General features: G+C 73.2%; 13 protein-coding genes. 8 read left to right on the forward strand and 5 right to left on the reverse strand.

The genetic code is table 11. The features are described from left to right. Positions 1-7 precede the first annotated feature (7 nt). From ACIBQ8_RS31860 to ACIBQ8_RS31875, 4 genes are read right to left on the reverse strand one after another with little or no spacing between them, the layout of a single operon-like run. Positions 8-1,027 carry an ABC transporter ATP-binding protein gene (locus tag ACIBQ8_RS31860; RefSeq protein WP_397193717.1) on the reverse strand — a complete coding sequence of 340 codons (1,020 nt, stop codon included), beginning with the start codon at positions 1,025-1,027 and terminating at the stop codon, positions 8-10. Beyond that, positions 1,024-1,848 (reverse strand): ABC transporter permease, encoded by an 825-nt coding sequence (locus tag ACIBQ8_RS31865; RefSeq protein WP_397193718.1) that lies wholly within the window; start codon positions 1,846-1,848, stop codon positions 1,024-1,026. The genes ACIBQ8_RS31860 and ACIBQ8_RS31865 overlap by 4 nt, the downstream gene beginning before the upstream one ends. Then, a complete protein-coding gene (locus ACIBQ8_RS31870; protein WP_397179363.1) occupies positions 1,845-2,747 on the reverse strand; it encodes an ABC transporter permease in 903 nt (300 codons plus the stop codon). The genes ACIBQ8_RS31865 and ACIBQ8_RS31870 overlap by 4 nt, the downstream gene beginning before the upstream one ends. Beyond that, positions 2,744-3,829, reverse strand: coding sequence for an extracellular solute-binding protein (locus ACIBQ8_RS31875; RefSeq protein ID WP_397179364.1), 1,086 nt, complete (start codon positions 3,827-3,829; stop codon positions 2,744-2,746). The genes ACIBQ8_RS31870 and ACIBQ8_RS31875 overlap by 4 nt, the downstream gene beginning before the upstream one ends. 230 nt (positions 3,830-4,059) lie before the next feature. On the opposite strand from ACIBQ8_RS31875, the gene ACIBQ8_RS31880 reads away from it, so the two are divergent. From ACIBQ8_RS31880 to ACIBQ8_RS31900, 5 genes are all read left to right on the forward strand, one after another. Further along, on the forward strand, positions 4,060-5,517 hold the full coding sequence (locus ACIBQ8_RS31880; protein WP_397179365.1) for an aldehyde dehydrogenase family protein: 1,458 nt from the start codon (positions 4,060-4,062) through the stop codon (positions 5,515-5,517). Then, positions 5,502-6,398, forward strand: a complete 897-nt coding sequence (locus ACIBQ8_RS31885) for a CoA transferase subunit A (protein ID WP_397179366.1) — start codon at positions 5,502-5,504, stop codon at positions 6,396-6,398. Before ACIBQ8_RS31880 ends, ACIBQ8_RS31885 begins: the two co-directional genes overlap by 16 nt. Further along, positions 6,395-7,180: a CoA-transferase subunit beta gene (locus ACIBQ8_RS31890; protein WP_397193719.1), complete on the forward strand. Its 786-nt coding sequence runs from the start codon at positions 6,395-6,397 to the stop codon at positions 7,178-7,180. The genes ACIBQ8_RS31885 and ACIBQ8_RS31890 overlap by 4 nt, the downstream gene beginning before the upstream one ends. Further along, positions 7,177-7,995: a citrate/2-methylcitrate synthase gene (locus ACIBQ8_RS31895; RefSeq protein ID WP_397193720.1), complete on the forward strand. Its 819-nt coding sequence runs from the start codon at positions 7,177-7,179 to the stop codon at positions 7,993-7,995. Before ACIBQ8_RS31890 ends, ACIBQ8_RS31895 begins: the two co-directional genes overlap by 4 nt. Before the next feature lie 120 nt (positions 7,996-8,115). Continuing rightward, on the forward strand, positions 8,116-9,267 hold the full coding sequence (locus ACIBQ8_RS31900) for a pyridoxal phosphate-dependent aminotransferase (protein WP_397193721.1): 1,152 nt from the start codon (positions 8,116-8,118) through the stop codon (positions 9,265-9,267). 7 nt (positions 9,268-9,274) lie between these two features. Here ACIBQ8_RS31900 and ACIBQ8_RS31905 read toward each other — a convergent pair whose 3' ends face one another. Then, complete coding sequence (locus ACIBQ8_RS31905) at positions 9,275-11,020, reverse strand: NmrA family NAD(P)-binding protein (RefSeq protein ID WP_397193722.1); 1,746 nt, start codon at positions 11,018-11,020, stop codon at positions 9,275-9,277. A gap of 81 nt (positions 11,021-11,101) precedes the next feature. On the opposite strand from ACIBQ8_RS31905, the gene ACIBQ8_RS31910 reads away from it, so the two are divergent. From ACIBQ8_RS31910 to ACIBQ8_RS31920, 3 genes are read left to right on the forward strand one after another with little or no spacing between them, the layout of a single operon-like run. Continuing rightward, on the forward strand, positions 11,102-11,728 hold the full coding sequence (locus tag ACIBQ8_RS31910; RefSeq protein ID WP_397179371.1) for a TetR/AcrR family transcriptional regulator: 627 nt from the start codon (positions 11,102-11,104) through the stop codon (positions 11,726-11,728). A gap of 15 nt (positions 11,729-11,743) precedes the next feature. Then, entirely contained in the window at positions 11,744-12,523 is a 780-nt protein-coding gene (locus tag ACIBQ8_RS31915; protein ID WP_397179372.1) for a hypothetical protein, read from the forward strand. 11 nt (positions 12,524-12,534) lie between these two features. Continuing rightward, positions 12,535-13,275 (forward strand): MBL fold metallo-hydrolase, encoded by a 741-nt coding sequence (locus tag ACIBQ8_RS31920; RefSeq protein ID WP_397179373.1) that lies wholly within the window; start codon positions 12,535-12,537, stop codon positions 13,273-13,275. Positions 13,276-13,278 lie beyond the last annotated feature (3 nt).

A 13,278-nucleotide genomic window follows, 5' to 3' on the forward strand; every position in this document is an offset into this window, starting at 1 on the left:
GCACAGCTCAGGCGGGGAACACCTGGACGTGGTCGGGGGCGACCCGCAGGCGCACCTCGTCTCCTGGCGACAGGCCGGCGGCGGCCCTGGACGGCACGTCGGCGAAGATCACCGAGGGGCCCGCCTGGGCGTACACGCGGGTGGTGGCGCCCAGGAACACCGTCACGTCGACGACCGCCCGCGCGCCGGGGCCGTCCGGGGCCACCTCGACGTCCTCGGGGCGGAACATGCACAGGACGCGCGGCGCGGGCGCCTCGACGTCGAACGCGCCGCCCGCGGTGACCCGGCCGCCCACCGCGTCGAGTTCGAGGGTGTTGCGATTGCCGACGAAGCCGGCGGCGAAGCGGGTGGAGGGCGCGGTGTAGATCTCCGCGGGCGGCCCGCACTGCTCGATGTCGCCGGCGTTCATCACCGCGACCCGGTCGGAGATGGCCAGGGCCTCGGCCTGGTCGTGGGTGACGAAGACGGTGGTGATGCCGACCTGGTGCTGGATGCGGCGCACCTCGTCGCGCAGGCGGTGGCGTACCTGGGCGTCCAGGGCGGACAGGGGCTCGTCCAGCAGCAGCACCTCGGGGCGGGGGGAGAGCGCGCGGGCCAGCGCGACGCGCTGCTGCTGGCCGCCGGAGAGCTGGTTCGGCAGGCGGTCGGCGAGGTGGTCGAGGCCGACGAGGTCGAGCATCTCGGCCACGCGCTCCCTGACCTCCTCCTTCGGGCGCTTCCTGACGGTCAGGGGGAAGGCGACGTTGCCGCCCACGGTGAGGTTCGGGAACAGCGCGTAGGACTGGAAGACCATGCCGATGGGCCGCTTGCGCACCGGCACGCCGGCCATGTCGGCGCCGCCGATCGTCAGCCGCCCGCCGTCGAACCCGGTCAGGCCCGCGATGCAGCGCAGCAGCGTGGTCTTGCCGCAGCCCGACGGGCCGAGCAGGGCCAGCAGCTCACCCTGCTCGACGCTGACGCTCACGCCGTTCAGCGCGGTGTGCCCGGCGTAGCGCTTGGTGATGCGGTCGAGTACGACGTGGCTCATGAAGTGGTGCCCTTCTGGACCGGAGCGGTGGCCATGGACGCGCTCACCCGTCCGCGGCCGAGCCAGACGACCAGTGCGGACAGCGCGAACAGCAGGCCGAAGGTGAAGATGGTGACGACGGCCAGCGCGTTGGGGTCGCCGAGCGTCCGGGAGACGAACTGGCGGGCCGACCAGAGCGGCAGCGTCTCGTAGCTGACGCCGGTGAGGATCTTGGCGAGCGCGAACTCGTTCATGGCGGTCGCGATGACCAGCAGCGCGCCGGAGACGACGCCGCCACGGATCGCCGGGAGGATCACGCTGACCAGCGTGCGGGCGGGCCCGGCGCCGCACGTGGCGGCGGCCTCGCTGAGCTGGACGGCCCCCGCCGCCAGCAGCGAGCTCTCCACCGCCCGGTACATGAACGGGAACGAGATCGCCGCGGTGGCCGCGGCCAGCAGCCAGAACGTGCCGAACAGCTCGGGCGCGACCGACTTGGTGACGAGCTGGAGCCCCGCCCCGACGACCACCCACGGGACGGCGAACGGGATCACCGCGATCGTCTGGACGATCGACCCGATGCGCGGGTTGTGCACGACCGACCAGTACGCGGCCGGCACCACCAGCACGATCTCGATCACCACGACGACCGCCGAGAGCGCGAGCGAGCGGCCGAGCGCGGCCATGACGTCCGGCTCGGCGAACACGCCGGCCCAGTGGGCCAGGGTGTAGCCGTCGGGCAGCGGCGTGTCGGTCCAGCGGGTGGCCACCGAGTACAGCAGGGCGGCCAGCAGCGGCAGCCCGAAGTAGACCGCCAGCAGGCCGAGGAAGAGGCGCCGTCTCACAGCCACCTCGCAGCGCGCCTGAGCGAGAGCCGGTAGAGCAGCGTCGCCCCGATGGCCAGGATCATCAGCAGCACCGACAGCACGGCGGCCCGGCCGAGGCCGAACACCGAGGACTCCAGCGTGCTGCCGATCTGCAGGGTGATGAGCTTGGTCGCGCTGGGGGAGGAGCCGATGGCGTACGCGACGGCGTAGACGCCGATCGTCCAGGTGAAGACCAGCAGCCAGCCCGCGATGACGAACGGCGCGAGCACCGGCAGGCCGACGTACCGCCAGAACTGCCATCGGGTGGCGTGGCAGACCGCGGCGGCCTCCTGCCAGTCGTCCTTGAGCACGCTGAGCGCGGGCAGCGTGAGCAGCACGAACATCGGGACGTTGAAGTAGAGGTAGACGACGTTCATGCCGTTGAAGGAGCCGAGCGAGGGGAACGGGTTGTCCTCGATCCCGAACAGGCCCTTGAGCACGAGCGTCAGCATGCCGGTCGAGCCGATCAGCGCGACGAAGCCGAAGGCCAGGCCGATGCCGGCGAAGTTCGACGCGACGTTCATCAGCGACAGCCAGAAGGCCCGGCCGCCGAGGCGCATCCGGGTGATCAGCCAGGCGGCGGGCGCGCCGAGCGCGGTGGCCAGCGTGGCCTGGGTCAGGCCGAGCGCGAGCGAGCCGCCGATCGCCTGGCGGTCCACCGGGTTCCGCGCCACCTTGACGATGTGGTCGAGGCCGTAGCCGCCGCCCGGCAGCGCGAAGGTGTCGTGCAGCAGCCGCAGCGCCGGCAGCACCAGCGTGGCCAGCGTGAACGCCAGCAGCGGCAGGGCCGGGCCCCAGGCGGTGAACAGCCTGCCCGGGGCCCTGCGGCGCGCGGCGGCCGGGGGAGCCGCCACGGACTCCGTGATGTGGGACGTCACGCGAGGACCTTCGCCTCCCAGTCGGCGACGATCTGCTCGGGATTGACCTTCGTGATCTCGATCTCCTTGACCGGCGCGTACGACTCCTCGGGCAGCCAGTTGGCCTTGGCGTCGGCCGGGAGCCGCAGGTCGCCGTTGAGCGCGCGGACGGGCCGGGCGCCGAACTTGGCGAACAGCGTCTGGGCCTCGTCGGAGAGCACGTAGTCGAGCAGGCCCTTGAGGAAGTCGCCCTTGGCCGTGTTGTACTTGTTGATCATCATTCCGGACGGCGACCAGACCGAGCCGTCGGAGGGGATGATCACCTCCACGTTGACGCTCTTGGCCTTCAGCGCCGCCTTCTGGGCCAGGCCGTTGAAGTCGTAGTTGATCTGGATGGGGGCCTCGCCCTTCTCCAGGGTCTCCTCGCTCATCTTGACGTCGCTGAGGTTGCCGGCGTCCTTGAGCTTCTTGAAGTAGGTGTAGGCGGGGGTCAGGTCGTCCACCGAGCCGCCGTTCGCCACCGCGGCGGCGACGACCATGGCCTGGCCGGTGCCGGAGGAGGCCGGGTTCTTGATGGCGATCTGGCCCTTGTACTCGGGCTTGAGCAGGTCCTGCCAGCTCTTGGGCGGGTTGCTCACCTTGTCGGTGTTGACCACGAACGCGGGCGCGCCCACGAACGTGGCGACCCAGCCGCCCTTGCCCTTCTGCCAGTCCTTCAGCTTGCCCGCCGACGGCGGCAGGTACGCCGGCACCACGCCCTTGGCCTCGGCCACCGGCCCCCACATGAGGCCGATGTCGCTGGCCGTGCCGATCGGGTTGTCCTTCTCGGCGTCGAACTTGACGATCTCCTCCGAGGAGGACATGTCGGTGTCCTTGTGGGCGCAGGTGCCCTGGTACTTGGCGCAGAACGTCTTGACGACCTCGCCGTAGTTGGCCCAGTCGGGGGCCAGGCCGTAGGTCGGCAGGTCCTTGCCCTGGGCGGCGATCTTGCTGGTGTCCGGGGCGGCGGACCAGTCGTATTCACCGGCGCCGGCCGAACTGCCGCACGCGGTGAGGGCGAAAAGGGATGAGGCGGCAATTACCGCCCATGTGCGATGCTTCATATGGACCCTCGGTTAATTCCGGGTGAATTCGACAAGTGCCGTGAGCAGGTCTTTTCCCCGGCATGTCTAGTGCAGCGGAACGGTCCGGCCAATGCGTGATTTGCCTATCGCCGCTATAGGCGGAGCCATATAACGGCTGCCTATCGGGGGCATCGGTCTAATCCCCCTTGTCCGGAACATCCCAGGCCGTGAGGCTTTGCCGTATCAGAAGTTGACCGGAAAGGAACCCGATGGCGACGATCCCGAGTCGCTACCTGCTCAACCACATCGGCGGCGAATGGCGTGCCCCCGAGAGCGGGCAGACCCGGCCGAACATCAACCCCGGCGACCTCTCCGACCACATCGGGGACTTCGCCGAGTCCGGTGGCGCGGACGTCGAGCTGGCCGTGGAGGCCGCCGCGGCGGCGATGCCGGAGTGGAAGGGACTCGGGCCGATCAAGCGCGCCGAGTACCTGCGCGCCGCCGAGCGCCTGATCGAGGAGCGGGCCGAGGACTTCGCCCAGGCGATCACGCGTGAGCAGGGCAAACTCATCAAGGAGGCGCGCGGCGAGGTCCGGCGGGCCCTGGCCATCCTCGACTTCACCGCGGGCGAGGGGCGCAGGCTGAAGGGCGAGACGCTGCCCGCCGAGGAGCCGCGCACGTTCTCCTACACCTTCCGCGCGCCCATCGGCGTGGTCGGCCTGGTGACGCCGTGGAACTTCCCGCTCGCCATCCCCATGTGGAAGGTCGCCCCGGCGCTGCTGGCCGGGTGCGGTGCGGTGCTCAAGCCGTCGCCGTTCACGCCGCTGACCTCCGCGCTGCTGGTGGAGGCGTTCGTGGACGCGGGCGTCCCGGCCGGGGTGCTCAACCTCGTGCAGGGCGACATCGCGGCGGGCGAGGCGCTGGTGACGCATCCCCGCGTGGCCGGGATCAGCTTCACCGGCTCGCTGCCCGTCGGCCTGGCCATCCACCAGGCCGGCGCGCCGCGGCTGCTGCGCACCCAGCTCGAACTGGGCGGCAAGAACGCGGTCCTGGTGCTCGCGGACGCCGACCTGGACAAGGCGGTCAAGGCCACCGTGTTCGGCGCGTTCGGGCAGTCGGGGCAGCGGTGCAGCGCCACCTCGCGGGTGATCGTCGACCGGGCCGTCAAGGAGGAGTTCCTGTCGCGGCTGGTCGCCGAGGTGGCCCGGCTCAAGGTCGGGCCGGGCCTGTCGGAGGAGGCCACGATCGGCCCGGTCGTGAACGAGACCCGCATGCGCGCCTGCCTGGACGCGGTCAAGGCCGCGCAGGAGGCCGGGGCGAAGGTCGCCGTCGGCGGCGAGCGGCACACCGAGGGCGTGCCCGAGGGCTGCTACGTGCAGCCGACCGTGCTGCGCGACGTGCCCTGGGACAGCGAGATCGCCCAGGAGGAGATCTTCGGCCCGGTGTTGTCCGTGGTGGACTGCGACGGCTTCGACGACGCCATGCGCATCTCCAACTCGGTCAGGTACGGCATGAGCGGCACGATCTTCACCCAGGACCCGGCGACCATCTTCGAGGCCCTGGACCGCTTCGAGGCGGGCATGCTGCACGTCAACCGGCCCGGCGTCGGCGCGTACGCGCACCTGCCGCACATGGGCGCCAAGCTGTCGCAGTTCGGCCCGCCCGAGTGCTCGCCGCAGGTCTGGGACTTCTACACCGAGTGGCGGTCGGCGTGCATAAGTTACTGACGGCCGCCGAGGCCGTCGCCCGGCACGTCCCCGCCGGGGCCGTCGTCGGGATGGGCGGCCAGAACATCAACCGGTGCCCGATGGCGCTGGTGCACGAGGTGATCAGGCAGGGGATCGGCGGGCTGACCGTGGTCGGCTGCAACCTGTCGCTGCCGCTCGACATGCTGGTGGCCGCGGGCCTGGTGGTCCGCACCGAGCAGGGCACCGGCAACCTGGAACGTTACGGCACGCTGTTCGCCTGGCGCCGGGCCGTCGAGCGCGGCGAGGTCGGCGTCGGCGACCACTCGCACCTGGCGATGGCCACCCGCTTCGCGGCGGGCGCCGTCGGGGTGCCCTTCCTGCCGACGCGCAGCCTGCTCGGCACCGACCTGCTGGCCGACCTGGTCTCGGACGGGGTGGCGGTGGAGTCGGCCGATCCGTGGACGGGCCGGCCGGTCGTGCTGCTGCGGGCGATGACGCCGGACGTGGCGATCATCCACGCGAACCGCGCCGACCTGGCCGGGAACGTGGTGATCGAGGGGGTGACCTCCCACGAGGTGGACATGGTCAGGGCCGCCCGCGCCACGATCGTCTCGGCCGAGGAGGTGCTGCCCGCCGGGGCGTTCGCCGACCGGCCCGAGCGGGTCACCATCCCGGAGGCGTACGTGACGGCGGTCGTCCACCAGCCCTTCGGCGCCTTCCCGACCTCCGTCTACCGCGCGTACGACTTCGCCGAGCCGGAGATCAAGGAGTACCAGGCGCTGGGCCGGGCCGGGGACGCCGAGCTGCGCGAGTGGATCGGGGCCAACCTGGGCGCGTCCTTCGACGACTACCTCAGGGCCCGCGACCCGGCGGGCACGCTCAGGGCCGGGCTGACCGAGCAGATGGGGAGGCTGGTGTGAGCGCGTCCGCGGAGTGGGCCGCCCTGCCGCGGGAGTTGCTGGTCGTCGAGGGCGCCCGGCAGATCCGCGACGGCGACCTGGTGATCGTCGGCACCGGCCTGCCGCTGCTGGCCGCCACGCTCGCCCAGCGCACCCACGCGCCGGAGGCCAAGCTCGTCATCGAGTCGGGGGTGATGTTCCCGAAGGTCGTGCCGACGCCGGTGTCCGTGGTCGATCCGCGGCTGATGCGCGGCGCCGCGCGGCACGGGTCGCTGTTCGAGGCGCTGGGCGGGCTGGTGCAGCGCGGCCTGGTCCGTACGGGGTTCCTCGGCGGAGCCCAGGTGGACGAGTACGCCAACATCAACTCCACCTGGGTCCCGAGGCCGGACGGCTCGCGGGTGCGGCTGCCCGGCAGCGGCGGCGCCAACGACATCGCCAGCCACTGCCGGCAGGTGGTGATCCTGACCGACCACGAGAAGCGGCGCTTTCCCGCCCGCTGTGACTACGTCACCAGCCCGGGGTTCCTGGGCGGGCCGGGGGAGCGGGCCAAGGCCGGGCTCGGGCCGTTGCGCGTCAAGGTCGTCACCGACCTGTGCGTGATGGAGGCCGAGGACTCGGCGCTGACCGTGACGGCGCTCATGCCGGGGGCGAGCGTCACGGACGTACTCAACAACACCGGCTTTACCCCGAAATTTCGGGATTCATTGGAAATTGTGGTGCCGCCGGACCCCGAGGACCTCCGCCTGTTGCGCGAGGAGATCGACCCGGCGTGCGTGTACTTCCCTGAAAGGAAAGCCCGTTGACCGACAAGAAGCCGTTCGCCTGGGAGACGGCGATCGCCTGGAAGAACAAGGACCGGATCGTCGTGCGCGGGTACGACGTGAACGAGCTGACCGGCAACATCTCCTTCGCCGAGCACTTCCACCTGGTGCTGCGCGGCGAGCTGCCGACCCCCGAGGTGGGCCGGATGACCGAGGCGATCCTGGTGAACATGGCCGAGCACGCCATGTCGCCCTCCTCGGCCACCGTGCGCTTCGCCACCTCCGGCGGCGCCGAGCTGAACGCGGCCGTCGCGGCGGGCGTCGCCGGCATCGGCCGGCTGCACGGCACCGCCGACCGGCCCGCCGAGATGTTCCTCGCGGTCGGCGAGCGGGCCGAGCGCGACGGGCTGAGCGACGCGGAGGCCGCCGCCAAGGTCGTCGCCGAGATGCGCGAACGCCGCGAGCGCATGCCCGGGTTCCACCACGCCCAGCACATCCGCGACCCGCGTACCGCCCGCCTGCTGGAGCTCTCGGACGAGCTGGGCGTCACCGGCCGGTACGTCGGCATCGCCCGCGCGATGGAGGAGGCCACCGAGGGCGTCTTCGGCCGCCGCATCTGGCTCAACGGCCCCGGCTCGATGGGCTGTGTCGGCCTCGACATGGGGTACGAGCCGCTGCAGCTCAAGGCCATGTTCATCGTGTGCAGGTCGTTGTCGCTGTGCGCGCACTCGATCGAGGAGATGACCAGGGAGAAGGGCTGGCGGGCCTCGGCCAACTCCGACATGGTCCAGCCGCTGGACCTGTCGATGCAGGGGCCGGACCACTACGACGGCCCGGCCGACCGCACCCTGGCCTGAGGCTAACCGGCCCGGCCGCCGCCGCGCCTCCGCGCCGCCCCTTGACACCCGCGTCCTCACTGGAGGACCGTGGGTGCCTCAAGGTGTTCCGTATACGGAACGAGGCATGGAGGTGCGGTCATGCGGCCCAATTCCCGGTTCGCGCAGGTGCAGCCGTTCGACATCGACAAGGTGGCCGCGGCCGCCGGCGCGGACGCCGACGTCCTGCGCCTGGAGAACCTCGACACCGACGTCCCGCCCCCGCCGTCCGCCGTGGCCGCGACCAGGCGGTCGCTGGAGGAGGGGACGGGCAACAGCTGGCTGCCGTTCACCGGGCTGCCGGTGTTGTGCCAGGCCGTCGCCGCCGAGCTGCGGGCGCGTACCGGGCTCGACTACGACCCCCTGCGGCAGGTGTGCATCACCTCCGGCGGGACGTCGGCGGTGATGCCCGTGCTGCTGGCCACGACCGAGCCGGGCGAGCCGGTGCTGCTCACCGACCCCACCTACGCCGGCCTGCTGCAGCGGGTGCGGCTGTCGGGCGCGCGCCCGCACCTGGTGCCGCTGCTGGTGCAGGACGGGCGCTGGCGGCTCGACCGCGAGGCGCTCGCCCGGGTGCCCGCCGCGGCGGCGCTGCTGCTGATGAGCCCGTCGATGCCGTCGGGCGTGGTCTTCGACCGGGAGGACTGGGAGGCCGTCGCGCGGGTGTGCGAGCGTACCGGCGCCTACCTGATCTACGACGCCGCCATGGAGCGCATCGTCTTCGACGGCCACCCGCGGATCAACCCCTGCCAGGTGGACGGCCTGGCCGAGCGCACGATCATCATCGGGTCGATGTCCAAGGAGTACCGGATGATCGGCTGGCGGATCGGCTGGGTCGCCGGCCCGGCCGACATCATGTCCCGGATCATGGTCGCGACCATCTACAACACCACCGTGGCCAGCGGATACCACCAGTACGGCGCCGCCGCCGCGCTCACCGACCCGGCGGGCGCGGGGGTGGCGGAGGCGGCGGCCGAGTACCAGGCCCGCCACGACACCGTGCTCGCCCAGCTCGACCGGCTGCCGGTGGTCCGGGCGGGCGGCGGCTGGTCCGTCCTGGTGGACGCCGCGGCCATGGGGCTGACCGCCGAGGACCTGTCGGCCCGCCTGCTGGACCGCGGGCGCGTGGCGGCCACCCCCATGACGGCCTGGGGCGAGAGCGTGGCCCCCCGGTACGTCCGGCTGGTCTACAGCGCCGAGCCGGTCGGCCGCCTGTCGGAGCTGCGCGCCCGCTTCGAGGCGGCGCTGTCCTGACCCGGGGTCAGCGGAGGAGCCGGTCGCGCAGGAAGGACTCGAACGTGCGCAGGCCGGGGTGGCGGGCCCGGAGGGCGGCGACGTCGGCCTGGTAGCCGCTTTCCAGGAACCACTCGTACATGCGCTCCCCGCCGGGCGGGGTCTGCTCGAACCGGGTGGGCGTGCCGGTGACCCGCTGGTAGACCTCGGCGATCTCGGCGCCGGTGAGCTCCTCGCTCGCGATCTCCAGCGCCCGGCCCGCGTACTCCGCCGGACGCTCGAACGCCTCCGCCGCGAAGTGGGCGATGTCGTCGGGCGCGACGAGCTGCATGCGCCGGAACGGCAGCGCGATGACCCGCTCGTCCCCGGCGGGCTCGGCGTAGTACAGCAGGTTCGTCATGAAGAACGTCGGGCGCAGCACCGTCGCCCGCAGGCCCAGCCCGGCGACGTGCCGCTCGATCGCCCACTTGCTCGCGAAGTGCTCGATGCCGGTGTCGCGTTCGGCTCCGCCGACCGAGCTGTAGACCAGGTGTGCCAGGCCCAGCCCGGCGGCCAGGTCGGCGACCGCGACGCCCTGGCGCACCTCGCGGGCCAGCTCCTCCGCCGTCACGGCCAGGGCCTGCACGCTGAACACGCCGTGCACGCCGGTCATGGCCGTCCGGAGCGAGGCGGGGTCGTCCAGGTCGCCCGTGGCCAGGGTGGCGCCGAGCGCGGCCAGGGCCCGGGCGGCGTCCGAGGCCGGGTCCCTGACCAGGGCGCGGACCGTCCAGCCGCGGGCCAGCAGGGTCCGGGCCACCGCGCCGCCCTGGTTCCCGGTGGCGCCGGTGACCAGGATCGTCCTGGCCCGCGCGGGCAGCAGCAGCGTCTTCCCGGTGACCGCGCGGGCCTCGACGGCGGCGTGCGCCTCGGCCGCCGCCTCCAGGGGCAGCACGTTGCCGACCGTGGGCCGCAGGCGGCCGGCGGCGGCCAGCTCCAGGGCCTCGCGGGCCAGCTCGCGCGGGTCGGCCGCGGGCCAGGCGACGGCGGTCACGCGGGGGGAGGGGGCGGTCATGGGGCCGCCGGCCATGCCGTACGCGCTGAGCCGGCCGCCGTCCTTCAGCAGGTCCTGCGCCCGGGCGCCGATCTCGCCGCCCACGCCGTCGAAGACGACGTCCAGGCCGCCGGTCGCGGCGCGCACCTCGTCGGCCCAGCCCGGGGCGGTGTAGTCGACCGTCAGCTCGGCGCCGAGGCCGGCGGCCAGCTCGCGCTTGGCGGCGCTGCCGGCCGCGCCGACCACGCGCGCCCCCGCGGCGCGGGCGAGCTGCACCAGCAGGCTGCCCACCCCGCCGCCGGCCGCCTCCACCAGCACCCACTCGCCGGGCCGCGGCGCGGCGGCGCGGATCAGCCCCACGGCGGTGCGCCCGTCGGCCAGCAACGCCACGGCCTCGCGCGGCGACAGCCCGGCGGGCACCGGGATCAGGTCCTCGGCGGCGGCCACCGCCAGCTCGGCGTAGCCGCCGTACCCGCCGAGCGTGGTGACCACCAGGGAGCCCGTCAGCGCCGCGTCCACGCCCTCGCCCACCGCCAGGACGGTGCCCGCCACCCCGTTGCCCAGGACCGCGGGGAGCTCGGCCGCGCGCGGCCCCCGTCCGGCGCGCACCTGCGTCTCCACGAACGTGACGCCCGCGACCGCCACCTCGACCAGCACCTGACCCGGCCCCGGGACGGGGTCGGGCACCTCCTCCACGACGAGCGATCCCGGCCCGCCGATCTCCCGCAGAACCACCGCACGCATGACAGACCTCCTTTATCGGAGCGCTTCACTCCGGAAAGAACCGTATATCGGAGCGCAACGCTCCGCAATATCCTGTACGGCATGGCAGGACGCGGCAGGCAGGCCGAGGCGGCGCGGAACGATCTGCGGCTGCTCCAGGCGGCCCACGAGGTGTTCACGACCCAGGGGTTCGACGCGCCGGTCTCGGCCATCGCCAGGCAGGCGGGCGTCGGCATGGGCAGCCTCTACCGGCGCTACCGCACCAAGGAGGAGCTGCTCCAGCGGCTGTGCCTGATCTCCATGGAACGCGTGGTCGGCCATCTTGAATCGGCCCTGGCCGAGCCCGACCCGTGGACCGGGCTGGAGTCGTACGTGCGCGCCTGCGTCGCCGGCCGCTCCGGCGCGCTGGCCCCGGTGGCGGGCACGATCGAGGTCACCGACGAGATGTGGCGCACCTCCCGCCGGGCCACCGAGCTGGCCGGCGCCCTCGTCGCCAGGGCCCGCGAGGCCGGCGCGCTGCGGCCCGACGTGACCACGCTCGACGTCTCGCTGCTCATCGAGCAGTTCAGCAGGCCCGCGCCCGGCCCGCCGAGCGAGGAGCACCAGCGGGTCAAGGAACGCCTGCTGGCCATCGCGCTCGACGGCCTGCGCGCCCCCGGCGCGACCCCGCTGCCCGGCGAGCCACCGAGCGCGGAGTGGTACGAAGGGCGCTGGCGGACCGCCCCGTAGGTCTACGGTGGGACGGTGGCCTTCAATGACCTGCTGAAAGACCTCCAAGACAGCGCCGGAGCACAGGCCGCGGGCATCAGGCGCGGCTACGGCGGCCCGCCCGCCCGGACGCTGAGCGTGCGCTCAGGCCCGGCCCGGTTGCGCTGCGCCTCGCTGCTCAAGCCGCTCTACGCCTGGGTGGCCGCCGACCACATCGACGACGCCGACCGCTGGCGCCGCCACGCCGAGCCCGCCGTCGTCGTCTCCTCCAACGCCGACACGCTCAGCCTCTGGCTGTCCATCGGCCCCCGCGTGCTGCTGGACGACCTCTACCGGCGCACCGGCGTACGGTGGGCCCAGCCGGGCGGCGACCCGTCGCGCTTCGGCTCGGTGGAGGTCTCGGCCGAGGAGGTCGCCGCCGCCTACACCGTGTTCGCGCAGGCCGCGGCGGCGGGCGACCCGGTGGCGGCCACCGTCCTGGCCTGGATGCGGCAGGTGGCGGGCGAGCAGACGTTCGGCGCCCGTGAGGCGCTCGGCTCGCCCGAGGCCGGGATCAAGTGCGGCTGGTACGGCGCCCCCGACGAGACCTGCCTGCGCACCCACGCCGTCGCCGTCCTGCCGCGCGGCGGCACCCGGGCCACCGTGGTCGTGGCGATGACCGCGCTGCCCTACACCGGCGAGCGCGACCGCGAGTCCTACCACGCCCGCATCGCCCAGGGCCTGCCGGTCGAGTCCGTGCACGAGGGCCTGGCCGGGCCGCTGCTGCGGGGGCTGATGTCCACCACGCTGGCCGAGCTGGGGCACCGGCCCCGCTAGAGTCGGGGATCATGCGGATCACAGTGCTGGGCGGGTGCGGGGCGTGGCCGGCGGCGGGCCAGGCGTGCAGCGGTTACCTGGTCGAGCACGACGGTTTCCGCCTGTTCGTCGATCCCGGCTACGCCACGCTGCCGCGGCTGCTCGAAACCACGCCGGCCGAGCGGGTCGACGCCGTCCTGGTCAGCCACGGCCACCCTGACCACTGCTCCGACCTCAACCCGCTGCTGCGCGCCCGCGCCCTGGGCGACGCCCCGCCGGCCGCGCTGCCCGTGCACGCGCCGCCCGGCGCGCTCGACGCCGTGCTCGCGCTCGACCGGCGCGGCATGCTGGCCGGCAGCTTCGAGCTGCACGACCTGGAGCCGGGCAAACCGCGCGAGATCGGTCCCTTCCGGCTCGACGCCTTCTCGCTGCCGCACCACGTGCCCAACGCCGGGCTGCGCCTGAGCGCGGGCGGCCGGGTGATCGCCTACACCGGCGACACCGGCCCGTCCGCCGACCTCGTCACGCTGGCCGCCGACGCCGACCTGCTGGTGGCCGAGGCGACCTATCCCGAGCAGGTGCCCGGCGAGGACGCCCCCTACCTGTCCAGCGCCCTCGACGCGGGCCGCACCGCCGCGGCGGCCGGGGCCGCCCGGCTGCTGCTCACCCACCTGTGGCCCGGCACCCGGCCCGAGCCGGCGCTGGCGGCGGCGGCCAGGTCCTACGCGGGCGACCTCGCGGTGGCCACGGCGGGCCGCACGATCGAGGTGTAGCAG

Source organism: Nonomuraea sp. NPDC049646 (assembly GCF_044465525.1).
In the GTDB taxonomy this organism is placed as follows: domain Bacteria; phylum Actinomycetota; class Actinomycetes; order Streptosporangiales; family Streptosporangiaceae; genus Nonomuraea.